This window comes from Pseudochrobactrum sp. B5 (assembly GCF_001939785.1).
Classification (GTDB): domain Bacteria; phylum Pseudomonadota; class Alphaproteobacteria; order Rhizobiales; family Rhizobiaceae; genus Pseudochrobactrum; species Pseudochrobactrum saccharolyticum.
In genome coordinates, this window is sequence record NZ_MOYL01000002.1 from 345587 (window position 1) to 366975 (window position 21389).

Consider the following 21389-nt stretch of genomic DNA (forward strand, 5'->3'; position numbering starts at 1 on the left):
GATTATAGTTTTGCGACAGGCATAAATTCCTTGCATAGCGGCAGCAAATAATTCTCCGTCAAAGGTGCCAGCGGCAGTTCCACTTTTTGCAGCGGATCAACCCAGACAATTTCTTCAATTTCTGCGGCCTTGGCGACCGGCTGGGTGAGGGCAATGCGAAACACCTCAGCCTCAACCGTATAGCCCGGTTCATTTGCGGCCGGTGCTGAGAAAGCTCCGAGATAATGCGCCTGATCCTGATTGACCGTCAGTCCCAGTTCTTCACTAAGCTCACGCTGTAATGCTGCAACCGGTGTTTCTCCGTTTTCAATCTTACCGCCTGCCTGCATGAATGCGGTTGTGCCCGCTTTGCGTACCAGCAAGATCCGGTTGTCCGGTGCCATCAGAATTGCAGCTGCAATACGGATACGGTTTGTCGGGGTAGTTTCTGCGGACATGAGAAAAATTCCTGAGGGCAGTGTTAAAAGGAACTTCAGACAAGCGACAGCTTCTTATAGCGACGCAAATATGAAGCCTGGATGAATGATTTTCTGCAATATAGTCTGATTTGAGCAAAAATCTTCGTCTATCAGGCAACAAAACACCGGTTCATGCATTATTCAGAAAATCAGTGGGCAGAATAAACGTTTCTGTAGAATGTGTTTTTTCATTCTGTCAGCCTGAAGATTATGATTGGTATAAAATTCTACAATAGGACAAAATTAGGAATTTATTTTTGCATAATAAATTGCAGGACGTGGAATTATATCTGTGATGGTTTGAGTGGCCGTGACATCTTATTCGCAACACGGACTGCACCACAGCAGCTCCGCCCGGAAAGCTTTTATAATATGAGAATAACCTTTTCAGTGAAAAGGTTGCGTTTAAAAGGACAAGGTATATGAGCTGGTTTAAGTCTATTGTTGCAGTTGGTGTGTTGCAGTCAGCCGTTCTGGCTTCGGGCGTTATGACCAGCCAGTCTTTCGCTGATGCTGCTCTGGATCGCATCAAAGCGGAAGGCGTTCTCAAGATCGGTACAGAAGGCACTTATGCGCCGTTCACCTATCATGACAAAGACGGCAAGCTGGTCGGTTTTGACGTGGAAATCGGTCAGGAAATTGCCAAGCGTCTCGGCGTTGAAGCCAAATTCCTTGAAGGCAAATGGGACGGTCTGATCGCCGGTCTCGATGCCAACCGCTATGATGCAGTTATCAATCAGGTCGGCATTACGCCGGAACGCCAGAAGAAATACAATTTCTCCGAGCCTTATATTGCTTCAAAAGCCGTGCTGATTGTGAAAACCGGTAATACGGATATCAAGAAATTTGAAGACCTGAAGGGCCGCAAAGCCGCACAGTCGCTGAGCAGCAACTATGGTAAAATTGCCCGTGAATATGGTGCGGAAATTGTTGCCAATGACGGCTTTGACCAGTCGGTTCAGCTGGTGCTGAGCGGCCGTGCGGAAGCAACAGTGAATGCCAGCCTGTCCTTCCTCGACTTCAAAAAGCAGAAGCCTGATGTGCCGCTGGAAGTTGCTGCCGAGCTTGAAAATGCTGATCGTTCCGGCGTGTTGCTGCGCAAAGGCGAGGAAGATTTGCTTGCCGAAGTCAACAAAGCGCTTGAGCAGATCAAAACCGACGGCACTTATGCCAAAATCTCCGAAAAATATTTCGGCGCAGACGTCTCTAAATAAGTTATCCTCCCGGAACTTTGATACCGGCGATATATTATCGCCGGTTTTCCGTTGCGCGGGCAACGGGGCAGGAACCATTTTCAGCCTCAGTAATTCCGTCTGAGGGGAAACAATTATGACGGGGACGCATTCAATGTCTGACGTTTTATCGCTTATGCTTGAATCTTTGGGGCCGCTATTGTGGGCAGCTCTGGTTTTCACTATTCCGCTGACATTATTGTCATTTCTGTTCGGCACAACACTCGGTCTTTTTGTGGCTCTGACCCGATTGTTCGCGCCGCGTCCCGTTGCAGCAATCGTCAATTTTTATGTCTGGCTGATCCGCGGCACACCTTTGCTGGTGCAGCTGTTCCTGATCTTTTACGGATTGCCGAGTGTCGGCATTACGCTGGATGCATTTCCGGCGGCGCTGATCGGCTTTACTTTAAGCATCGGTGCTTATTCCTCTGAAATTTTCCGCGGCGTGATTGTCGCTGTGCCTAAAGGGCAGTGGGAAGCAGCCTATGCAACAGGCATGAGCTGGGGGCAGGCGATGCGCCGCACGATCCTGCCGCAAGCTGCGCCCAATGCCGTGCCGCCGCTCTCCAACAGTTTTATTTCTCTGGTTAAAGACACATCTCTGGCTGCGGCAATTACTGTGCCTGAAATGTTTCAGGCGGCGCAGCGTATCGTTGCGGTTACCTATGAGCCGCTGATCCTTTATGTGGAAGCCGCGCTCCTTTATCTGGCACTCAGCTCTGTGCTGTCTTATCTGCAAACCCGTCTGGAAGCACGTCTGAAGCGTTATGGCGGCTTTCTGGAGGTCCGTTCATGATGATCGAACTCAAAAATATCGTAAAAAAATTCGGCGACCATACCGTGCTCGACAATATCTCTCTGTCAATTGCCGAGGGCAGTGTGACAGCCTTTATCGGGCCGTCCGGCGCCGGTAAAAGCACATTGCTGCGCTGTCTCAATCTGCTGGAAGTGCCGACTTCCGGTGATATTGAAATTGCGGGTGACAGGCTGAGTTTTTCTCCTGAACGCAAAGTCAGCCAAAAAGAAATTCATCTGATCCGCCGTCACTCCGGCATGGTCTTTCAGAATTTTCAGCTGTTTCCGCATCGTACAGTCACCGAGAACATCACCGAGGGTCTGATTACAGTTCAGAAATGGCCGAAGGAAAAGGCGAGGGAGCGGGCAAAGCAGCTGCTTGAAAAGGTAGGCCTGTCGCAGAAGGCTGATGCATGGCCTGCAACCCTCTCTGGTGGTCAGCAACAGCGTGTCGCCATCGCCCGTGCATTGGCTCCGTCGCCTAAAATTCTGCTCTGCGACGAGCCGACTTCGGCACTTGATCCGGAATTGTCCGGTGAGGTGGTCGATGTGCTGGCGCAGCTGGCCAAAGAAGGCACAACCATGATTATGGTGACCCATGATTTGCGGCTGGCATCGAGAATAGCCGAGGATGTGCTGTTTATCGATAATGGTGTGATTGTAGAGCGTGGTACCGCGCAGGCAATCTTCCGCTCGCCGAAGGAAGATCGTACCCGCCGCTTCGTGAATACGCTGACCCATGAAGGTCAGGGGTTCAGCCAGGGGGCGGGTATTTGATTGAATTTTTTGCATTAACAAATTCAGTCAAAATATTGATATAAATAAAAAACCTGCAATCATATGATTGCAGGTTTTTTATTGCTGTGTGAAATTAGTTTGGAAATGACAATGATACTTCAGAGCATTTTCCATTTTTGGGAAATGTTTTAATCAACCTGATCGCTATCGACTTCGTTCTCGGCTTTGGCAAATACGTCAACATCTTCGTTTTTACCGGATTCCACGGTAAATTCACGCTGATAGAGACGGTCTTTGTTTTTGGCCACAGCGATATAATCACCGGATGCAAGCACCAGCGATGCATAGGCGCTGACACTTTCATAGACGATATCACCATTGGTATTGACGATATTCCATGATGTATCGGCAAGCGCTTCCCCACCGACATCGCGCAGCAATTTCAGGGTGACTTCCGCCGCATTATGCTCAACAGTTGCCTCCGTCAGCTTACCGGCGCTGACCACAATTTCAGCGCGGATTACGGCATTGGCATTGCCGTAATTGGAAACCACGTGATAGGTGCCGCTATTGAGGCGCACCACCGTATCCGGTTTGATATTCGGCACGATCAGCGAGCGCTCATTGCCTTCATCGTCATTTTCATAAATCGAGAAGCGCAGGAATTTGTCAGAAATTTCCTTGCCGTCCGGCAGTTTGGCACTGAGCTTCAGACCGCCTGCATCAAGGATCAGTTTTTCATGGCGACTGGCATTGCGCACGGTAATGCGCTTGGTGGCTCCGGCGCGGCCAAAGCTGACATGCACGAGATAGCTGCCTTCCGGCAGTGAAAAGCTGGCAGTGCCGCCTGTTGCTGTTGCAATCAGCGGCAGCTTGTCCTCACCATCCGGCTCCGGTGAGAATACACGCCATACCAGCCCCTGGCTCAGAGCAGGGCCGTCCGCTGTCAGCTGTGCTTCCAGCAGCAACTCATTCTGATTGGCCAGCGGTGAATTCTGCAGGCTGCGCGGATCAGCGTAAGGTGTGATGCCCGCTGCCGGAGCTGCCGGCGACATAATTGCACCGGTCGGCGGTGTGTTGTCCGGCGTTTCGCCTTCCGGCACTGAAATTTTAGGTAATTGCAGCTTGTCGAATTGTGCGCCCGGCACAACGCGCATGGAGAAACCGTCCTGCGGTTGAGGCAGTTCCTGAGCTGACGCTGAACCACCGATCATCAGACCCGTCGAAACCAATGCAAAAGCGCAGAGATTGCGGCATTGCTTTACACGCTGTGTGTTCTTGGCTGATAAGTTTCTGGCGTGCAGAACAGGGCTGAATTTCATAAGCCGGTACTCATTTGAATTTCAAAGTCTCAAGTCTTTATTGTTTGACCGCAGTGTAAAGGCATTTTCAAGGCTGCGCCCAGCAAAATATCGCCCGTTTGCATTATAAACACATATTACTGCATATGCGCTCTGTCATTGCAGAGCAGAATTGGCAATAAAGACGGTCATAATGACGGAATCGAACAGAACAGGCAGGAAGTAACGTGTCAGATCTCATTGATTTTTTGAAAACCCGCAGCTCCACACCGATTGTCGGCCTGATTGAGCCTGCACCATCGGCTGATGAACTGGCGCAGATCCTGACAATTGCCTCCCGCGTGCCGGATCACGGCAAGCTCAATCCGTGGCGCTTTATCATTTATCGCGGCGATGCCCGCATTCAGATTGGTGAAATGCTGGCAGAGCGGGCAGCACAGCGCGCACAGCAGCAGAATGAAGAATTTAACGACAGCCACCGTGAGAAAGAGCTGAAACGCTTCTCCCGTGCGCCGCTTGTTATCGGAATTATCTGCAGCCCGCGCGACACTGACCGTATTCCTGAATGGGAGCAGTTCCTGTCATCTGGTGCTGCGGCGATGCAGCTTTGCAATGCTGCCAATGCACTGGGCTATGGCAGCAACTGGATTACCAACTGGTATTCCGATGACGAGGAGGGCAAACGCCTGCTCGGAGTTGCTCCCCATGAAAAAGTAGCCGGTTTTGTGCATTTGGGTACGCCTAAAGCTCCGGCGCCGGATCGTCCGCGTCCTGAGTTGCAGGCAATTGTTTCGGACTATAGCGGGCCATATCAGGGCTGAACCGGCTTGCCGGAACGGAAAAGCAGAGTAATTTGATGTTTTATGAACCGCAAAACGGCCATGGCCTGCCGCATAATCCGCTCAAGGCCATTGTTGCGCCGCGTCCGATCGGCTGGATCGGCACGCGCTCGAAAGAGGGGGCTTTGAACCTCGCCCCCTATTCCTTTTTCAATATTGTCTGCGATACGCCGCCTTTGCTGATGTTCAGTTCATCAGGCTACAAGGATAGTGTGGCTTTCATTGAGGAAACGCGTGAATTTACGGCCAATATGGTCGGTGAGCATCTGGCAAAACAGATGAATGCAACATCCGTCAATGCGCCGCGCGGTGCCAGCGAGTTCGACTATGCGGGGCTGACTGCTGCTGCCTGTGAGCAAATTGCTGCACCACGTGTAGCGGAGGCCTATGCATCGCTGGAATGCGTTGCTGTGGATATTCGGCAGTTACAGGGCAGGGATGGCCAGCTGACGGATTCCTATATGGTGATCGGCGAGGTGGTCGGTGTGCATATTGATGAGGTTATCCTCACCGATGGTCTGATTGATATCAGCAAATCCAGACCGGTAACCCGTCTTGGCTATATGGATTTCGCCACAACCGACACGGTTTATCAGATGTTCCGCCCCAAATGGGGCGAATAATCTGTTCCATAATCTGCTTGCAGGCCGGAGAATTGTAAATCCTATTTTCCGGCCTGTTTCGCTTTATTCCAGAGAGCTTCCATCTCATCGAGAGTGGCAGCTTCCAGCGAATGACTGCCGCTGTTGAGTTCATCTTCAATGAAGTGAAAGCGGCGCTTGAACTTCTCATTGGCTGCGCGCAGCGCCATTTCCGGTTCCAATTCAAGATGGCGCCCGAGATTGACCATGGCGAACAGCAGATCACCATATTCTTCTGCAATATTGGCCTTGTCCTGATTGTCCATAGCCTGACGCAGTTCCTGCGTTTCTTCCGCAACCTTATCCAGAATAGGCGCTGCTTCCGCCCAGTCAAAACCGACGCGCGCAGCTTTCTGCTGATATTTCAGTGCGCTGACCAATGAAGGCAGATAAGTAGGCACGTCATCGAGAAAGCCTTTTTTCTCAGTGGTTTCAAGACCAAGCGCGGTGCGGCGGGCAATGCGCTCATCTTTTTCAATCTGTTTGATACGGTTCCATGACCCTTTGGCCATACCAGCCGAGCGCGCCTCGTCATCGCCAAAGACATGCGGATGGCGACGGATCATTTTGTTGGTCACAGCTTCCACAACATGACCAAAATCAAAACCGCCTTTTTCTTCGGAAATACGGGAATGGAACACTACTTGCAGCAGCAGATCACCAAGCTCTTCACGCAGGTCGTCCATATCATCGCGCTCAATGGCATCAATGACTTCATAGGCTTCTTCAAGCGTGTAAGGCGCAATAGTGCTAAAATCCTGCTCCACATCCCACGGACAGCCGGTTTCAGGATCACGCAGCGCTACCATAATGTCTAAAAGGGTCTGAATATCGCGGGAAGGCTGCATGTCTGGTTCCTGTCTCAACAGCGACCGGAAATAATTCCGGTTTATGATATGGCAATTTAAACCTACTGGTGCCATAAAATCGGGCACAAGAAAACCGTCTGTAAACAAATCAGCGAGAGACGAATGACAATTCTGGTAACCGGCGGTGCCGGCTATATTGGCTCGCATACTTGCGTTCGCCTGCTTGAAACCGGCCATGATGTGGTCGTGGTTGATAATTTCGACAACAGCCACCCGGAGGTTTTTCAGCGTATTGAGCAGATCACCGGAAGAATGCCGAAACGCGAAACCGGCGATATCCGTGACCGCGAGTTTCTCCAGAAAGTCATTCAGACCTATCAATGCACATCGGTGATCCATTTTGCCGGTTTGAAAGCTGTCGGTGAATCGACCCAGAAGCCGCTTTATTATTATGACTGCAATATGCTCGGCACTTTGCGCCTTCTGCAGGCCATGCGCAGTACCGGCGTGAAAAAGCTGGTCTTTTCTTCCTCAGCCACTGTTTATGGTGATCCGCAGCATCTGCCGCTGGATGAAAACCATCCATTATCCGCAACCAATCCTTACGGCCGCACCAAGCTGATGATCGAGGAAATGCTGCGCGATCTCTATAATAGTGATCCTGAGTGGAGCATTGCCATTCTGCGCTATTTCAATCCTGTCGGCGCACATGAAAGCGGGCTGATCGGTGAGGATCCGAAGGGTATTCCGAATAATCTGATGCCGATTATTGCGCAGGTTGCCACCGGCCGCCGTGAAAAACTGAGCATCTGGGGGAATGATTATCCGACACCGGACGGCACCGGCGTGCGCGATTATATCCATGTGACCGATCTTGCCGAAGGGCATCTCAGAGCACTTGCAAAGCTGGATGAACCAAAATGCATGGCTATCAATCTCGGCACAGGTGAGGGCTATAGCGTGCTCGATGTTATCAAAGCTTTTGAGCATGTTTCCAACCAGCAGATCCGCTATGAAATTGCACCGCGCCGTCCCGGTGATGTTGCGTCCTGCTATGCGGACCCTGCTCATGCCAAAGAGCTGCTTGGCTGGAGTGCCAAGAAAACTCTGCGTGAAATGTGCGCAGATATGTGGAACTGGCAGTCAAAAAATCCGAACGGATATGCGGATTAAGATCGTCTGAAAGATATTTGCTTTGCATCACGCTGATAGTGCAAAGCAACAATTATATCTACCGTAAAATCATTTAATTATAATGATATATGTCATTATTTTAATTTATTACATCAGATTCAGAATACAGAAATGAGTTTGGATATATGCGTTTTCTTCCCGATAAATTTATCTCGACTCTCATTCTGGCTATTCTGGTCGCTTCGCTCTTACCCGTCAAAGGTGAGGCTGCTTACTGGTTCGGACTGGCGACAAAATTTGCAATCGGACTGCTGTTCTTTTTGCATGGGGCAAGATTATCGCAGCAAGCCGTTGTGCAGGGCATTGTGCACTGGCGGCTGCATCTCGTCGTATTGGCGGTCACTTTTGTTGTGTTTCCGCTGATCGGGCTTTCGCTTGGCTGGGCAATTCCGGGTTTTGCAAATTCGGCATTTTATGCGGGAATTCTGTTTCTCTGCGTTCTGCCATCTACTGTTCAGTCATCCATCGCGTTCACTTCCATCGCCAAAGGCAATGTACCTGCTGCGATTGTTTCCGCTTCCGCATCCAATATTCTCGGAATGTTTCTGACGCCGCTGCTGGTCGGATTGCTGTTCACAACACAGGGTGAGGCGGGCATTTCGCTTGATGCATTAGAGTCCATCCTGCTGCAATTGCTGGTTCCTTTCGTTGCCGGACAGATTTTACAGCCATGGATCGGGCATTTTATACGCCGTCATAATAAAGCGCTGGGGCTTGTCGATCGCGGCTCTATCGTGATGGTCGTTTATCTCGCTTTCAGTGAAGCGATGGTGCAGGGATTGTGGACGGAAGTTTCCGGTCATGATCTGGCAATTATGATTGCCGTGAATATCGGTCTGCTGGCCTTCATTCTGTGGTTTACCGGCTTCATTGCTAAAATGCTTGGCTTCTCGCGTGCAGACCGGATTACAATCATTTTCTGCGGGTCTAAAAAGAGCCTTGCCAGCGGCGCACCAATGGCCAGCGTAATCTTTCCGGCTGCGATGGTGGGCGGAATTGTACTGCCATTAATGATTTTTCATCAGATACAGCTGATGGCTTGTGCGGTGCTTGCCAGAAGATATGCGGCACAGGCGGATGCGCTTGAAAGCAGTCAGGCAGAGCAGGGACTTTGACAGTACAAGAGAAGAGGGTGCATCACCCTCTTCTCTTTAAGTTTATGATATATATTAATAATTTATGCGTAGCTATTAAGCCTTATCAACGAATTTTTTGATTGTATCTTTGGCTTTGCCTTTAGCCTGCTGGGCTTCACCTTTCAGCTCCTGTGCACGGCCTTCAGCCTCTAATTTTGCAGAACCGGTTGCCTTGCCAACTGCCTGCTTGACATTACCGGCGGCTTCGTTAGCAAGGCCTTTGATTTTATCTGTTGTGCTGTTCATGATAATCTCCCTTGAGGGTGTGATGTAAAATGACTTCACCGGATCAACGTATAAGCAGCGCAACAGTTCCGGTATTTGTGCAGCGTATTCCTAAATACAGAAAGTTATAAAACATGTCTGAGACGCCGATATTTGATGAAGACGCGCTGGAACAAGCCTATAATGAAGCGCTGAAACTGGAAAAATCCGGTGATTTTGACGGTGCTGCAAAAGCCTATCAAAAGGCGCTGGAGATTGATCCGGCAGACCATGGCGGCGCTGCTGTAAGACTGGCCAGTATGGGACGAGGCGCTGTGCCTGTGAGCGCGCCTCCGGCCTATGTCGCCACTTTGTTCGATCAGCATGCAGAGATGTTTGACACGATCCTCGTAGACGAGCTGGGTTATGATGTTCCGCTGCAGCTGGCCGACCAGCTGGAAGAAATTGATCCTGATGTGCATTATGCCCGTATGCTCGATCTGGGCTGTGGCACCGGTCTTGGTGCGGATGCCTTGTTCGAAATGACCGAGCATCGCACCGGCGTTGATATCGCTGAAAATATGATCGCGATTGCGGATGAAAAAGGCGATTATAATGCGCTTTATGTCGGTGAAGTTGTGAATTTCCTTGACCAGACGACTGCGCCGGCATGGGATATTATTATCGCTACGGATGTGCTGCCATATATGGGTGAGCTGGAGTCGTTTTTCTCGAAAATCCCGCTGAATTTGAACCGCAATGGCATTTTCGCATTTTCAAGCGAAACGCTGGCTGACAAGGATTTTGCCGGCAGTGATTATACTGTCGGGCCGCATCAGCGTTTTGCGCATAAACGGGATTATGTTGAAAAGCTACTGCTGAGCCATGGCATTAAAATGCTGCGTGTGACGGATATCACTGTGCGAAGCGAACAAGGCAAGCCGGTTCCTGGCCATTTGTATATTGCCCGTAAGGTTTAAGCCTTAAAATCCAAGGATTACAGGACGGCAGATATAACATCTGCCGTTCTTCTATATATCAATTAGTTCCATAATCTATCTTATGTGATTAAAGCATGTGGCTTTGGCCGATTGGTAGTGAGCCGCCTGACCGTCTCGGATCAGTCCAGATTTTCCTGTTCGAACTTGTCGGTGACATGAATATCCGTCATCTCCAGACTATGCGGGCCGAGATTGACATATTTATGCGGAATGTTGGCTGGTCCGAAGATGATCTGTCCTGCTACAGCCTCAAACTGCCGGTCACCGACTGTGAACAAAGCGCGGCCCTGACGTATGATAAATATCTCATCATAAGGATGTTTGTGCAGCCTTGGTCCGCGCCCGATATGCTCGGTCGTATAAAACATCACTGATACATTCGTACCAAAGCGCTTTCCTTCAAACTCTCCGTGCCAGACATCAGGCTTTTCAGCCCATTCTGTACGCTCGAGAATTACTGCTTGTTTTTGCATGTGGTTCACCTCAACCTCATTCTGAATGCAGTCTTTATTTACCATAAAAACTCAAAAGCCGCGGCTTCCAAGATTGTACATCTTTGAAACTTAATATGGCCGGATTTCCGGAAAATGATCCGGTTGAAAAACGATATTCATTATCTCCCGCATCTTATTGAAAATATTGATATTATGGATGGTGTCATGACCGGAAAACAAAGTAAATTACGTATTGCTGTGCTGTTTGGCGGCCGCTCGCCGGAGCATGATGTTTCTGTGCTTTCCGCGACCAATGTGATGCAGGCGCTGGATGCTGATAAATACGAGGCCGTACCGGTTTTTGTGACCCGCGAAGGACAATGGTTGCTCAGCAGTTATGAGCAGGGACAATTGGCGAAGCCCTCCTCCGGTACTGAAATTTGCCTTGTTTCCGGTGGTTACGGGCGAATTATCGGTATTGATGCAGATCAGGGGCTTCAGGAATTGCCGAAAATTGATGCTTTATTTCCTGTTTTGCACGGTCTTCATGGCGAAGACGGTGCGGTACAGGGATTGGCTGAAGTTGCCTGCGTTCCGCTGATCGGCTGTGGTATTCTCGGTTCTGCCGTCGCTCTTGATAAGGACATGACTAAACGTGTGAACAGAGAGGCCGCAGTTCCTGTTGCCCATGCTGTGACGCTCCATTCGGGAAATGTACCGGAGTTTGAAGCTGTCAAGAATGCGCTCGGCCTGCCCTTTTTTGTGAAGCCTGCACGGCAAGGCTCATCCGTGGGTGTCAATAAGGTTGCAACGCCGGCGGATTACAGGCTGGCGCTGGATGAAGGTTTCCTGCACGACAATAAGCTTCTCGCAGAAGAATTTATCCGTGGCCGCGAGATTGAATGTGCTGTGCTTGAGGATGCTGACGGTACGCTTTTCGTTTCCCGTTGCGGCGAGATTACACCGGCTGAAAGCCATGGTTTTTACAGCTATGATGCGAAATATACGGATGAGAACGGTGCAGCTTTAAAAGTACCGGCCGACTTGCCGGTATCCGTTGAAACGCAGATCCGTGAGATGGCGAAAAAAGCATTCCGTGCTACCGGCTGCGGTGCAATGGCGCGCGTGGATTTCTTTGTGACGGATGATATGCGTATCATACTCAACGAAATTAATACGATTCCGGGCTTTACCGATATCAGTATGTATTCGAAAGTAATGGCTGTGAGTGGCGTCAGCTATGCTCAAATTCTCGACCGGCTCATAGCTCATGGTCTGAAACGCGGCAGTTGATGAAGAATATGACTTATTAAATCAATGAAATGCCTGTTTTATAAGGATATCAGTGATGAAAACACCGCAACTCCCCTTCAGCGGGCAATGCCGCTGCGGAAAAGTCAGGATTGAGGTCAGCGCAGCACCGATTATGACGGCGGCCTGTCATTGCACAGGCTGTCAGACAATGAGCAGCAGTGCGTTTTCGTTGACGGCGATGATCCCCTCTTCCGGCTTTAAAGTCACGGAGGGTAAGCCGGTAATCGGTGGTTTACATGGTCCGCAACAGCATCATTATTTCTGCGCCTATTGCATGACATGGATGTTCACGCGCATTGAAGGCGTTGATGCTTTCGTCAATGTCCGGCCATCACTGTTTGATGACCATAGCTGGTTTGTACCTTTCGTGGAGACCATGACAAAGGAGAAGCTGTCCTGGGCACAGACACCGGCACTTTATCATTATGAAGCTTTTCCGCCTTTAGAAGACTATGAAAAGCTGATGGGTGAATTTGCACGGCAAATGGAGTGAAACAGCCAGTTTGTGCGAAACTTTATCCCATCAGGATGCGATCATGAAGTTGACTTACGATGCGGCCGCTGATGCTGCTTATATTCAGTTCAAATCAGATGAAGATGAAACTGCCTTCGGCTTTACCTATTGCTGTGATCCGCGCGAAACGGACGGGGAAATCAATCTGGATTTCAATAGCGACGGGCGGTTGACCGGGATTGAGATATTGCAGGCCAGTAAGAAATTACCTGCATATTTGCTTGCATTATCGCAATCCTGATCTGTTCACCGGAAATGGCTGAAACCGGACAAGTTTTATAAAATTGTTCCGAATTCCATACTCTCAGGCTCAATCAGTGCCAGAAAAGCATCGCAGACCGGTTGATTGCGCCAGCTTGCACAAATTGCCTTTGCATGATCCTCAGTAAGCGCAAAAGCAATATCAAGAAAAACACCATCGCCCAGCTTTACCAGATGCTGGCTGCACCAGCCATTCTGTTTGGACAAATGGCTTGCAATCATCAATTCATAGGCAGTGTGCATATCCGCTTCATTGACGCCGTATTTCAGACGAAAACGCCCCAATTCGAGACCGGATATTTTTGCCTGAAAGGATGTCTGGTTTTTAACTGATTGCATTGCATTAACTCCTTGTTTGGGGAGCGTTGCATACAATATTCATCCTGACAGTTTCTGTCAGGATGCTGTATAGATATTCCATGCGCACACTTCGCCTTTTTGCTCTCCTCGATCATTTGCGAGGCCGAACAGAGCCGGTTTCAGCAGAAATGCTGGCACAGGAACTGCAGGTTTCAGTCCGCACAATCTATCGCGATATGGCGACTTTGCAGGCTATGGGAGCGCCCTTGCGCGGTGAGGCCGGCATTGGTTATCAGCTGGAAAAGGGGTATTTTCTGCCCCCTCTTCATTTCGATCCTGATGAACTGGATGCTTTGATGCTCGGAACCCGCTTGATCGCGTCCCGCGGTGATGAAACACTGGCTGCAGCTGCCAGCCGTGTCTCGGCCAAAATCAGTGCTGCTATTGGTTACGATAAAGGTGAAGCCTATACGCGTCTGCCATTACGCGCTGTTGCAAGACAAAGTTCTGAGAGTGACAAGGCATCCGGACATCTTGCAATCCTGCGCACTGCTTTACGCGATAAAGCCGTATTAAATATTACCTATTGCGATTTGGAGAATAAACGCAGTCAGCGAAGCGTTCGCCCGCTTGGCCTGACGATGTTTGAGCAAGTCTGGCTTCTGACTGTCTGGTGTGAGAACCGCATGGATTTCCGTAATCTGCGTGCTGATCGTATTGAAGCCATTCAGCTTGCAGACAGAGTATTCCGGGATGAAAAAGGCAAGCGTTTTGAAGACTATCTCAAAACGCTTGCCTGACGAATTTACCGCGCCTGCTCTTTCTTCGGAGCAGAGAGAATAACAAGGCAGGATATCACCAGCAAAGCACCGAGCCATCCGAGTGGCGACAGATTTTCACCAACGATTACAACGGCCAGCAAAGCGGCAATCACAGGTTCTGTGAGTGTTATAGTTGTTGCGGTACTGACGGAAATACGCGCCAGCGCATAACCAAATAAGACATAGCCGGTAAACATCGGTATGACAGCCATATAGGCACCGACAAGCGCATTATTCCATGAGGCCAGCAATGCCCCGCCGGTCAGCAGCAATACCGGCATCAGCAACAGGCCGCCTGCTCCGAAAATTGACCCCATTGCCGCTTTTGAGGAAATGCCTTTACACATCAACCGGTGTGCCGCCCATGCATAAAGGGCATAGGTCAGTCCGCCGACAAGTCCCAGCAATACGCCTGCCGCAGTCGCTCCCGCAGAAAATGCAACTGATGCTGTCTGATGGTCGCCGCCACCGAAAAAGCAAAGCAGAACAATGCCGGAAAGCCCGAGAGCCGCGCCGAATATCCATTGCTTGCTCAGGGTTTTGCGATCAATCACCCATTCAATCAGCGCGGAAAATAACGGTGCGGAACCGATTGTGACAACCGTGCCGACTGTGACGCCCGCCAGATACATCGACGAGTAAAAGGCCAGCGGATAGACAGCTACAGAAACCGCGCCGAACAAAACAAGAAGCCATTGTTGCTGTAACTTGCTGTAATCGCGTTTCAAAGCCCGTAAAGCGAGCAGGGCTTGCAAAAGCCCACCTACCCCCATGGCAACCGCGCCGATGGCCATGGGCCCGACTTCGGGTGCAAAAGTTGCGGCAGTGCCGGTTGTGCCCCACAGGAAAGACGCGATTAAAACGCAGACAATGCCAAGCCCTGCACTATCCGTTTTGATAACTGATACATTGCTCATAAACCGGCCAAAATACTTTCTGCAAGACGTCTTGCATGTTGAACACGCTTACTATCGCCTTCAAGACCGGCGCGGGAGAATGAGCCTTCCAGCAGAAATGCCAGATGTTCTGCGGTCATTTCCACCTGCTCCGCTGTCAATGCTTTACCTGTTTGAGTGCGCCATTCCTGCAGGTGCTGAATAAGAAAATGCTCTACTTCTTCCTTATGGCGGCGCACAGCTTCCCTGCCCTTATCGCCTACGGTGAGTTCAGCTGCAGCATTCAACAAGCCGCAACCGCGAAAACCGTTCTCATAATCATATTCAGCATGGTCTCTGTAGGCATCAAACACGGCCATAACCCGCTCTTTCGGGTTTGTGGCAGGTGCTAAACGCACAGCATATAAATCAAGCCATTCCTGATGCCTCAACTCAATAAAAGCGGCGACCAGCTCTGATTTTGATGCAAAATTATTATACAGGCTCATTTTGGCCACGCCTGCTTTTGCGGTAATCATATCAATGCCGGTTGCGTTAATCCCGTAATTATAAAACAGGATACCCGCCGCATCGAGCAGACGATCACGCACAGATTGAGCTTTGGACGGCTTTGCAGAGGCAGACATAATTTCTCTTTTCAGCATTAGGTAGGTCAGTCTACATAATTAATTTTCAGCAGACAAGCGGTAATATATTTGTGAACGGAGTATTCATTTAAAAACAGCTATTTAAGCGTATCATTCATCAACAAGACATAATAATGAGAACACTTGGCGGGGCTTAAGCCGGTATAATTATGATCTCTGACTGATAGCAAACAGCGTGCAATCTGCGCGTTGCAGGGAGATTTGCATCTGCCGGAATGAACGGTTTGATATCATTATCGGGCATGCTCTTTAACAGAGTTTAAGGCATTTTCAGTTAGGGGAACTTATTGGAATTGCTTTGGTTTTTGAAATTATGCGCATTCTTAAAGCCGGAAACAGATCAAAAGTTTCGGATTTTTAATATGCGCTCCAGCATATGAGTGATGAAGCTATGACGGTTATGAATGTCCCTGCTCTGCCTACAGAGATGTCCGGTGATGATATCCGTAATCCTCATATCTGCCTGACGCCTTCCGAGAGCGAATGGGTTCAGCTCATTCATAGCCTGCCTGATAATCTTGCAAAGCAGCTTGCCTGTCTGATCGAGGCGGATAAAGACCGTCTGGTAGGTGTTTTCTACGACCGGCTGCTGCAAAATCCGGATGCAAGTCCGTTTCTCTCTCAGGATGTGGTTCACGACCGTTTGCAGCATTCGATGCGCGGCTGGCTGCGCCGCCTTTTTGTTGAGCGAACCATGGATGTTGCGGTGTTTGTGGCTGAGCAGCGCAAGATCGGCGAGGTTCATGCGCGTATTCAGGTGCCTATTCATGTGGTTATGCAAGGCGCGCGCCTGCTGAAAAACGAGATTGTTTGTCAGCTGCAAAGTCAGACAATCAGTCTTGGTGACTTTGCTGTCATGGCCGATTATGTCGGCAATGCCATTAATATTGCTATTGAATTTATGAGCCAGGCTTTTGTCAGCAATACCAAAAGCGATGCACAGACGGATGAAGCCTATCGCGCTTTCGCACTCAGTCAGGATGTGACACTGGAACGTGAAATCCAGCGTGCCAGCCTCATGGAGTGGAGCCAGTCGGTTCTGTTCAGTCTCTATGGTAACAGACGCGAAGCTGTGCTGCCTCTGCTCTCCAGTTCTGATTTTGGCCTGTGGCTGCATCATAAAGGCGATATGATTTTTCATGGTTCGCTGGTTCTGGAAAATATTCGTGCGGATATGAAATATATTGACACCGTTTTGCTGCCTGCCATTGCCGGTGCCGATGCGGATCAAAATCTAACCGAACTGATTGAATCCTTTAAAAATAAAACCGGAGAGATCAAATTTCTGCTGGCAGAACTCTTTCAGGCTGCTGCTGCGATGGAAACCGGTCGCGATCCGCTGACACGCACACTGAACAGACGCTTCCTACCTTCCATTCTGTCGCGTGAGGTCAAAATGGCTTCACAAAACCGGATGGAGCTGAGTGTCATGATGGTCGATATCGACAATTTCAAACGTATCAATGACACTTACGGCCATGGTGGCGGGGACCATATTCTCCAGCAGGTGGCAGAAAGCATTTTCACGCATTCCCGTGCCAGCGATTTTGTCTTCCGTTATGGCGGCGAAGAGTTTCTTGTGGTGCTGATTGAAGCAAGTGCAAAGACTGCTTTGGAAACGGCTGAAAAACTACGACTGAAAATTGCCGGTCAGCAATTCTCACTGCCGGATGGCGGGTCGCAAAATATTACGCTGTCGATTGGTGTTTCCACATTCAATGGCCATCCTGACTTCAGCCATTTGATTAAAACCGCAGATCAGGCGCTGTATCAGGCTAAGCAAAACGGCAGAAACCGCACGGAAGTTGCTATTCCTCTGTCTTGATGAGTGGAGGTTTACTCGCTAATGGCGGTGGCTGATATGCCTGTCGGGATTGCCGGTACTATTGCATCAGCTATATGCTTGTCTGTTTTGAAGTAATAGGGAATTTTTGCTTCATTGAGTGCAGCAATGAAATGTTTAATGATGAGTTCAATATTGGATTTCTTATAATAATTCTGTGACAGAGTACATACCGCCACAGTATAGGATGTTCCGTATTTTACCGGCCAGTGGCACAGCAAAAACACAGACAAATCGGTCCAGCAGGATATTTTAAATACCTGCCCTTGCACCGGCTCGACAATAATAAAGAAGTTCCAGTCTTTCTCCATGTATTATCCATCGAAGATTGCGATATGCATGATGATACTTCATTTTTGCAAATATTAAAGCGTATATTTATAAAATTTAATATTGAATATTTAATAATAAAAATTTCATCTGTTTTGTGAAGTTTTTGATCTTTTACTTCATACTCAATCAATATTGCAGATTTTTCATCTGCTTTTGTATCATGGATATGGTGAGAATCTCCCTTGCATCAAATGCAGTTTCATAGGCTCATGGGGGCTTGTTTTATAGCTGCGCTACCTTTTTCTGATTATGCGCTGCGCCCTGAAAACATAGGGTTTTGCAGCAATTCCCATATGTTGGGTGGACTTTTTTCGATATTTCTATATATTGTTGAATATCAGTTTAGATTTATCTGCAATTTCTAAATGAAATTTAAAGCATAATATTTGCATTAATTTCGCAGATATTTCTCTTATTTAAATACAAAAGGAGAATAGGTCTGCCATTATGGCAGGGTTAACTTATTATATGGCTGTTTATACAATTAATGAGAGTATGAATGAGCCAAAGTCTGTAAAACTATCTTTAAAAGATGTTTTTAAAGTCTTTGGTGAAAAGCCGGAAAAAGCAATGAGCCAATTGCGTTCCGGAAAAAGCAAAACAGAGATCCACAAGGATACGGGCTGCACTATCGGCGTTGACGGTGCGAGCTTTGAAATTATGGATGGCGAGATTTTCGTCATCATGGGATTGTCCGGCTCCGGCAAATCCACACTCCTGCGCTTGCTGAACCGGCTGATCGAGCCAACCTCCGGTACCATTGCCGTTGACGGACGCGACATTACCAAAATGTCCAAAGGCGAGCTGATCGATCTGCGCCGCCGCGATATGAGCATGGTTTTCCAGTCTTTCGCATTGCTGCCAAACCGTACTGTTCTCAACAATGCTGCCTTCGGCCTTGAAGTTGCCGGCATGGCTGAGGCCGAGCGCCATGAGCGCGCAATGCAAGCGCTCACGGCCGTCGGTCTGGAGCCCTATGCCCAGAGCATGCCCGACCAGCTTTCCGGTGGTATGAAACAGCGTGTCGGCCTTGCCCGCGCTCTGGCCAATGAGCCGACAATCCTGCTGATGGATGAGGCGTTTTCCGCGCTTGATCCCCTCATCCGCACGGAAATGCAGGATGAGCTGATCCGCCTGCAATCGGAGAACAGCCGCACGATTATCTTCGTCAGCCACGATCTGGACGAAGCCATGCGCATCGGCGACCGTATCTGCATCATGCAGCACGGCAAGGTTGTACAGGTTGGCACGCCGGATGAGATTGTTTCTGCTCCGGCGAATGATTATGTGCGCTCCTTCTTCAAGAATGTGGATGTGTCTCACGTGTTTTCTGCCGGTGATGTGGCGCGTAAAACCCTGCTGACGATCTTTGACCGTCAGGGTGTTTCTGCCGCCTCCGCATTGGAACAGATGGAAACAACGGGGCGTGACGTTGCCGTTATTGTCGGCCGTGACCGCAGCTATCACGGCATGATCAGTCAGGACGGGCTGATTGAGAAGGTCAAAGCCAAATCCCCGCATCCGTACAGGGAAGCGTTCTTAAGCGATATCACTCCTATTGAAGCAAGCGAACCGCTTTCCAACGTGCTTGGCCGCGTTGCTGAAAGCCGCTGGCCGGTTCCGGTTGTTGATGAAAAAAACAGATATGTCGGTGCGATTTCCAAATCGGCACTTCTGGAAACGCTCGACCGCGCCGGTTGAGCTGAAACGATTGGTATAAATATGGATATGAATTTTAGTATCGGCAAAGGTGCCGATATCACTGTGAATTACATTCTCGACCATTTCACACCGGCGCTGGACATGATTGCTGCGGTTATCGGCTTTGTTACTGGCGGTATTCAGGGTGGATTGCTGGCAATTCCGGCTGTTGTGGGTATTGCCATTCTGACATTGCTGTCGCTGTGGCGTGTGGGTTGGAAATTTGCGATTTTCACTGCTCTCGCACTGGCACTCGTCCATCATATGGGACTGTGGTCGGGCACGATGGAGAGCCTGTCTTTGGTGCTGGCCGCAACAATCATTGCCATTGTCATTGGTATTCCGCTGGGTATTGCCATGGCGCGCAGCGAGTTGCTGGCATCTTTCATACGTCCTGTGCTCGACCTGATGCAGACTATGCCTGCCTTTGTGTATCTCATTCCGGCGGCCATGTTCTTCGGTCTTGGCGCTGTACCCGGCACAATTGCGACTGTGATTTTTGCCATGCCGCCGGTTGTGCGCCTGACCAATCTCGGTATCCGGCAGGTTCATGGAGAGTTCGTTGAAGCCGGTCTGGCCTTCGGCTGTACGGCAAAACAGCTGCTGTTCAAAGTACAGCTTCCCAATGCCCTGCCCTCGATTATGGCCGGTATCAACCAGACTATCATGCTGTCGCTGTCGATGGTGGTGATTGCCTCGATGATCGGTGCGGGTGGTCTGGGGAATACAGTGCTCACCGGTATTCAGCGTCTTGATGTCGGCACCGGTTTTGAGGGCGGACTTGCTGTGGTCATTCTGGCCGTTGTGCTTGACCGTATCACTCAGAGCTTCGGTAAACCGCAACCAGGTCTGTTCAAGCGCTTTGCAGCGCTGCGCAAACAGCCGGAAGCGGAAACCGGAGCCAAGAAAACAACTTCCCTGCGCAAGCAGGAAGCTTAATTCACCTATAGAAACCTTAAAGGAGAAGATATGTTCGGGAAACTGACACGTCTAAGCCTGGCGGCATTGCTGGCGGGAACCATGGCAACTTCAGCATTGGCTGCAGGCGATGCCAAAGTGGTCAAACTTGGTTGGGCACCCTGGTCCGATGCTGAGTTTGTGACCAAACTCGCGGCTAAACTTATTCAGGATAATCTGGATCAGAAAGTTGAGCTGGTGCAGACAGATGTTGCACCGCTTTATCAGGGCGTGAGCCGTGGTGATCTTGATGCGATGATGATGGCCTGGCTGCCTGCAACACATGCGGATTATTACAAGCGTGTTGAAGGCAAGGTTGAAGATCTGGGGCCGCTCTATGAAGGTGCAAAACTTGGCTGGGTTGTGCCCGCCTCCGTGCCCGAGAGCGATATCAAGTCGATTGAAGACCTAAAGAAAGCCGATATTCACGAGAAGCTGAAAGGTCAGATTCAGGGTATTGATCCGGGTGCCGGTCTGACCCGCCTTTCAGAAGAAGCAATCAAAAAATACGGCCTGAATTACAAGCTTCAGATTTCCAGTGAGGCAGCGATGCTCACAACGGTTGACCGTGCAACCCGCTCAGACGGCTGGTTTGTGGCCACAGCTTGGAGCCCGCACTGGATGTTCGGTAAATATAAGCTGCGCTATCTGGAAGATCCTGAAGGTGCGCTTGGTGCCGCAGAGCATGTGAATGCCCTCGCCCGCAAAGGCTTTAAGGAAGACAATCCGAAAGTCGCCTCTCTGCTGGAAAAGATGAATATCCCGCTGGAAGACCTCGAAAAAGCAATGTTTGAGGCGCAGGAAACATCATACGACAAGGCCGTCGACAAATATATTGCCGACAATCCTGATCGTATCAAAGAATGGCTGGCTGAATAATCTCTGATAGTTCGGTTGAAAACGGCGGTGCACAAGCGCTGCCGTTTTTTTATTCCGGCTTGTAATATTGCTGTTTTAAAATGCTGACATCGCCACGGGGGAATGATAAAGCACTGCGCAGATCATATTTTTCCTGCAATG

At 49.6% G+C, this 21389-nt stretch carries 25 protein-coding genes; 16 read left to right on the top strand and 9 right to left on the bottom strand.

Annotation, left to right across the window (positions count from 1 at the left end; translation table 11 throughout):
• Nucleotides 1-2 precede the first annotated feature (2 nt).
• A complete protein-coding gene (locus BKD14_RS08210) occupies nt 3-437 on the bottom strand; it encodes an NUDIX domain-containing protein (protein WP_075655130.1) in 435 nt (144 codons plus the stop codon).
• A 443-nt stretch (nt 438-880) separates the two neighbouring features.
• Between BKD14_RS08210 and BKD14_RS08215 the strand changes: the two genes are divergently transcribed.
• From BKD14_RS08215 to BKD14_RS08225, 3 genes are all read left to right on the top strand, one after another.
• Nucleotides 881-1672, top strand: coding sequence for an amino acid ABC transporter substrate-binding protein (locus tag BKD14_RS08215; RefSeq protein ID WP_022711794.1), 792 nt, complete (start codon nt 881-883; stop codon nt 1670-1672).
• Nucleotides 1673-1805: 133 nt separating this feature from the next.
• Complete coding sequence (locus BKD14_RS08220; protein WP_075655132.1) at nt 1806-2486, top strand: amino acid ABC transporter permease; 681 nt, start codon at nt 1806-1808, stop codon at nt 2484-2486.
• Nucleotides 2486-3262: an amino acid ABC transporter ATP-binding protein gene (locus BKD14_RS08225; protein WP_028233848.1), complete on the top strand. Its 777-nt coding sequence runs from the start codon at nt 2486-2488 to the stop codon at nt 3260-3262. Before BKD14_RS08220 ends, BKD14_RS08225 begins: the two co-directional genes overlap by 1 nt.
• Nucleotides 3263-3411: 149 nt before the next feature.
• Here the strand turns inward: BKD14_RS08225 and BKD14_RS08230 are convergent, their stop codons facing one another.
• Nucleotides 3412-4545 (bottom strand): hypothetical protein, encoded by a 1134-nt coding sequence (locus tag BKD14_RS08230; protein WP_139316365.1) that lies wholly within the window; start codon nt 4543-4545, stop codon nt 3412-3414.
• Nucleotides 4546-4751: 206 nt separating this feature from the next.
• On the opposite strand from BKD14_RS08230, the gene BKD14_RS08235 reads away from it, so the two are divergent.
• Nucleotides 4752-5345, top strand: coding sequence for a nitroreductase (locus BKD14_RS08235; protein WP_022711790.1), 594 nt, complete (start codon nt 4752-4754; stop codon nt 5343-5345).
• 35 nt (nt 5346-5380) lie between these two features.
• A complete protein-coding gene (locus BKD14_RS08240) occupies nt 5381-5986 on the top strand; it encodes a flavin reductase family protein (RefSeq protein ID WP_075655134.1) in 606 nt (201 codons plus the stop codon).
• A gap of 41 nt (nt 5987-6027) precedes the next feature.
• Here BKD14_RS08240 and mazG read toward each other — a convergent pair whose 3' ends face one another.
• Complete coding sequence (gene mazG / locus BKD14_RS08245; RefSeq protein WP_075655136.1) at nt 6028-6852, bottom strand: nucleoside triphosphate pyrophosphohydrolase; 825 nt, start codon at nt 6850-6852, stop codon at nt 6028-6030.
• A gap of 123 nt (nt 6853-6975) precedes the next feature.
• Here mazG and galE point away from each other — a divergent pair, with 123 nt between their 5' ends.
• Together galE and BKD14_RS08255 are read left to right on the top strand one after the other, a co-directional pair.
• A complete protein-coding gene (gene galE / locus BKD14_RS08250; RefSeq protein ID WP_022711787.1) occupies nt 6976-7986 on the top strand; it encodes a UDP-glucose 4-epimerase GalE in 1011 nt (336 codons plus the stop codon).
• Nucleotides 7987-8132: 146 nt separating this feature from the next.
• A complete protein-coding gene (locus tag BKD14_RS08255) occupies nt 8133-9122 on the top strand; it encodes a bile acid:sodium symporter family protein (protein WP_075655138.1) in 990 nt (329 codons plus the stop codon).
• 75 nt (nt 9123-9197) lie between these two features.
• Here BKD14_RS08255 and BKD14_RS08260 read toward each other — a convergent pair whose 3' ends face one another.
• Nucleotides 9198-9389: a CsbD family protein gene (locus BKD14_RS08260; RefSeq protein WP_075655140.1), complete on the bottom strand. Its 192-nt coding sequence runs from the start codon at nt 9387-9389 to the stop codon at nt 9198-9200.
• A 113-nt stretch (nt 9390-9502) separates the two neighbouring features.
• Here BKD14_RS08260 and BKD14_RS08265 point away from each other — a divergent pair, with 113 nt between their 5' ends.
• Nucleotides 9503-10327 carry a methyltransferase gene (locus BKD14_RS08265; protein WP_075655142.1) on the top strand — a complete coding sequence of 275 codons (825 nt, stop codon included), beginning with the start codon at nt 9503-9505 and terminating at the stop codon, nt 10325-10327.
• 140 nt (nt 10328-10467) lie between these two features.
• Here BKD14_RS08265 and BKD14_RS08270 read toward each other — a convergent pair whose 3' ends face one another.
• Complete coding sequence (locus tag BKD14_RS08270; RefSeq protein ID WP_075655144.1) at nt 10468-10821, bottom strand: cupin domain-containing protein; 354 nt, start codon at nt 10819-10821, stop codon at nt 10468-10470.
• Between the two features lie 186 nt (nt 10822-11007).
• Here BKD14_RS08270 and BKD14_RS08275 point away from each other — a divergent pair, with 186 nt between their 5' ends.
• From BKD14_RS08275 to BKD14_RS08285, 3 genes are read left to right on the top strand one after another with little or no spacing between them, the layout of a single operon-like run.
• Nucleotides 11008-12075, top strand: coding sequence for a D-alanine--D-alanine ligase family protein (locus BKD14_RS08275; RefSeq protein ID WP_075655761.1), 1068 nt, complete (start codon nt 11008-11010; stop codon nt 12073-12075).
• A gap of 55 nt (nt 12076-12130) precedes the next feature.
• Complete coding sequence (locus BKD14_RS08280; RefSeq protein ID WP_022711781.1) at nt 12131-12589, top strand: GFA family protein; 459 nt, start codon at nt 12131-12133, stop codon at nt 12587-12589.
• 43 nt (nt 12590-12632) lie between these two features.
• Nucleotides 12633-12851 (top strand): DUF2283 domain-containing protein, encoded by a 219-nt coding sequence (locus BKD14_RS08285; RefSeq protein WP_075655146.1) that lies wholly within the window; start codon nt 12633-12635, stop codon nt 12849-12851.
• A 35-nt stretch (nt 12852-12886) separates the two neighbouring features.
• Here the strand turns inward: BKD14_RS08285 and BKD14_RS08290 are convergent, their stop codons facing one another.
• Nucleotides 12887-13210, bottom strand: coding sequence for a hypothetical protein (locus BKD14_RS08290; protein WP_139316366.1), 324 nt, complete (start codon nt 13208-13210; stop codon nt 12887-12889).
• 80 nt (nt 13211-13290) lie between these two features.
• Between BKD14_RS08290 and BKD14_RS08295 the strand changes: the two genes are divergently transcribed.
• On the top strand, nt 13291-13971 hold the full coding sequence (locus BKD14_RS08295; RefSeq protein ID WP_075655150.1) for a YafY family protein: 681 nt from the start codon (nt 13291-13293) through the stop codon (nt 13969-13971).
• A 5-nt stretch (nt 13972-13976) separates the two neighbouring features.
• On the opposite strand, the gene BKD14_RS08300 is transcribed toward BKD14_RS08295, so the two are convergent.
• Nucleotides 13977-14909 (bottom strand): EamA family transporter, encoded by a 933-nt coding sequence (locus BKD14_RS08300; protein ID WP_075655152.1) that lies wholly within the window; start codon nt 14907-14909, stop codon nt 13977-13979.
• Nucleotides 14906-15514: a TetR/AcrR family transcriptional regulator gene (locus BKD14_RS08305; protein ID WP_075655763.1), complete on the bottom strand. Its 609-nt coding sequence runs from the start codon at nt 15512-15514 to the stop codon at nt 14906-14908. The genes BKD14_RS08300 and BKD14_RS08305 overlap by 4 nt, the downstream gene beginning before the upstream one ends.
• Before the next feature lie 397 nt (nt 15515-15911).
• On the opposite strand from BKD14_RS08305, the gene BKD14_RS08310 reads away from it, so the two are divergent.
• Nucleotides 15912-17360: a GGDEF domain-containing protein gene (locus BKD14_RS08310; protein WP_245293600.1), complete on the top strand. Its 1449-nt coding sequence runs from the start codon at nt 15912-15914 to the stop codon at nt 17358-17360.
• 11 nt (nt 17361-17371) lie between these two features.
• Here BKD14_RS08310 and BKD14_RS08315 read toward each other — a convergent pair whose 3' ends face one another.
• The gene (locus BKD14_RS08315) at nt 17372-17689 is read right to left on the bottom strand and encodes a DUF982 domain-containing protein (RefSeq protein WP_022711774.1); all 318 of its coding nucleotides are present in this window, start codon (nt 17687-17689) and stop codon (nt 17372-17374) included.
• Nucleotides 17690-18206: 517 nt separating this feature from the next.
• Here BKD14_RS08315 and proV point away from each other — a divergent pair.
• The 3 genes from proV to BKD14_RS08330 are packed head-to-tail and all read left to right on the top strand — an operon-like array spanning nt 18207 to nt 21248.
• Nucleotides 18207-19412 carry a glycine betaine/L-proline ABC transporter ATP-binding protein ProV gene (proV, locus tag BKD14_RS08320; protein WP_028233844.1) on the top strand — a complete coding sequence of 402 codons (1206 nt, stop codon included), beginning with the start codon at nt 18207-18209 and terminating at the stop codon, nt 19410-19412.
• A 21-nt stretch (nt 19413-19433) separates the two neighbouring features.
• A complete protein-coding gene (locus tag BKD14_RS08325; RefSeq protein WP_075655154.1) occupies nt 19434-20351 on the top strand; it encodes a proline/glycine betaine ABC transporter permease in 918 nt (305 codons plus the stop codon).
• A 30-nt stretch (nt 20352-20381) separates the two neighbouring features.
• Nucleotides 20382-21248, top strand: coding sequence for a glycine betaine ABC transporter substrate-binding protein (locus BKD14_RS08330; protein ID WP_075655156.1), 867 nt, complete (start codon nt 20382-20384; stop codon nt 21246-21248).
• Nucleotides 21249-21389: the final 141 nt, after the last annotated feature.

Excerpts from the sequence above, each read along its gene's own strand:
- BKD14_RS08210 (WP_075655130.1), bottom strand. The coding sequence starts at position 437 with ATGTCCGCAGAAACTACCCCGACAAACCGTATCCGTATTGCAGCTGCA.
- BKD14_RS08215 (WP_022711794.1), top strand. The coding sequence starts at position 881 with ATGAGCTGGTTTAAGTCTATTGTTGCAGTTGGTGTGTTGCAGTCAGCC.
- BKD14_RS08220 (WP_075655132.1), top strand. The coding sequence starts at position 1,806 with ATGTCTGACGTTTTATCGCTTATGCTTGAATCTTTGGGGCCGCTATTG.
- BKD14_RS08225 (WP_028233848.1), top strand. The coding sequence starts at position 2,486 with ATGATCGAACTCAAAAATATCGTAAAAAAATTCGGCGACCATACCGTG.
- BKD14_RS08230 (WP_139316365.1), bottom strand. The coding sequence starts at position 4,545 with ATGAAATTCAGCCCTGTTCTGCACGCCAGAAACTTATCAGCCAAGAAC.
- BKD14_RS08240 (WP_075655134.1), top strand. The coding sequence starts at position 5,381 with ATGTTTTATGAACCGCAAAACGGCCATGGCCTGCCGCATAATCCGCTC.
- mazG (WP_075655136.1), bottom strand. The coding sequence starts at position 6,852 with ATGCAGCCTTCCCGCGATATTCAGACCCTTTTAGACATTATGGTAGCG.
- galE (WP_022711787.1), top strand. The coding sequence starts at position 6,976 with ATGACAATTCTGGTAACCGGCGGTGCCGGCTATATTGGCTCGCATACT.
- BKD14_RS08255 (WP_075655138.1), top strand. The coding sequence starts at position 8,133 with ATGCGTTTTCTTCCCGATAAATTTATCTCGACTCTCATTCTGGCTATT.
- BKD14_RS08260 (WP_075655140.1), bottom strand. The coding sequence starts at position 9,389 with ATGAACAGCACAACAGATAAAATCAAAGGCCTTGCTAACGAAGCCGCC.
- BKD14_RS08265 (WP_075655142.1), top strand. The coding sequence starts at position 9,503 with ATGTCTGAGACGCCGATATTTGATGAAGACGCGCTGGAACAAGCCTAT.
- BKD14_RS08270 (WP_075655144.1), bottom strand. The coding sequence starts at position 10,821 with ATGCAAAAACAAGCAGTAATTCTCGAGCGTACAGAATGGGCTGAAAAG.
- BKD14_RS08275 (WP_075655761.1), top strand. The coding sequence starts at position 11,008 with ATGACCGGAAAACAAAGTAAATTACGTATTGCTGTGCTGTTTGGCGGC.
- BKD14_RS08280 (WP_022711781.1), top strand. The coding sequence starts at position 12,131 with ATGAAAACACCGCAACTCCCCTTCAGCGGGCAATGCCGCTGCGGAAAA.
- BKD14_RS08285 (WP_075655146.1), top strand. The coding sequence starts at position 12,633 with ATGAAGTTGACTTACGATGCGGCCGCTGATGCTGCTTATATTCAGTTC.
- BKD14_RS08290 (WP_139316366.1), bottom strand. The coding sequence starts at position 13,210 with ATGCAATCAGTTAAAAACCAGACATCCTTTCAGGCAAAAATATCCGGT.
- BKD14_RS08295 (WP_075655150.1), top strand. The coding sequence starts at position 13,291 with ATGCGCACACTTCGCCTTTTTGCTCTCCTCGATCATTTGCGAGGCCGA.
- BKD14_RS08300 (WP_075655152.1), bottom strand. The coding sequence starts at position 14,909 with ATGAGCAATGTATCAGTTATCAAAACGGATAGTGCAGGGCTTGGCATT.
- BKD14_RS08305 (WP_075655763.1), bottom strand. The coding sequence starts at position 15,514 with ATGTCTGCCTCTGCAAAGCCGTCCAAAGCTCAATCTGTGCGTGATCGT.
- BKD14_RS08310 (WP_245293600.1), top strand. The coding sequence starts at position 15,912 with ATGAGTGATGAAGCTATGACGGTTATGAATGTCCCTGCTCTGCCTACA.
- BKD14_RS08315 (WP_022711774.1), bottom strand. The coding sequence starts at position 17,689 with ATGGAGAAAGACTGGAACTTCTTTATTATTGTCGAGCCGGTGCAAGGG.
- proV (WP_028233844.1), top strand. The coding sequence starts at position 18,207 with ATGAATGAGCCAAAGTCTGTAAAACTATCTTTAAAAGATGTTTTTAAA.
- BKD14_RS08325 (WP_075655154.1), top strand. The coding sequence starts at position 19,434 with ATGGATATGAATTTTAGTATCGGCAAAGGTGCCGATATCACTGTGAAT.
- BKD14_RS08330 (WP_075655156.1), top strand. The coding sequence starts at position 20,382 with ATGTTCGGGAAACTGACACGTCTAAGCCTGGCGGCATTGCTGGCGGGA.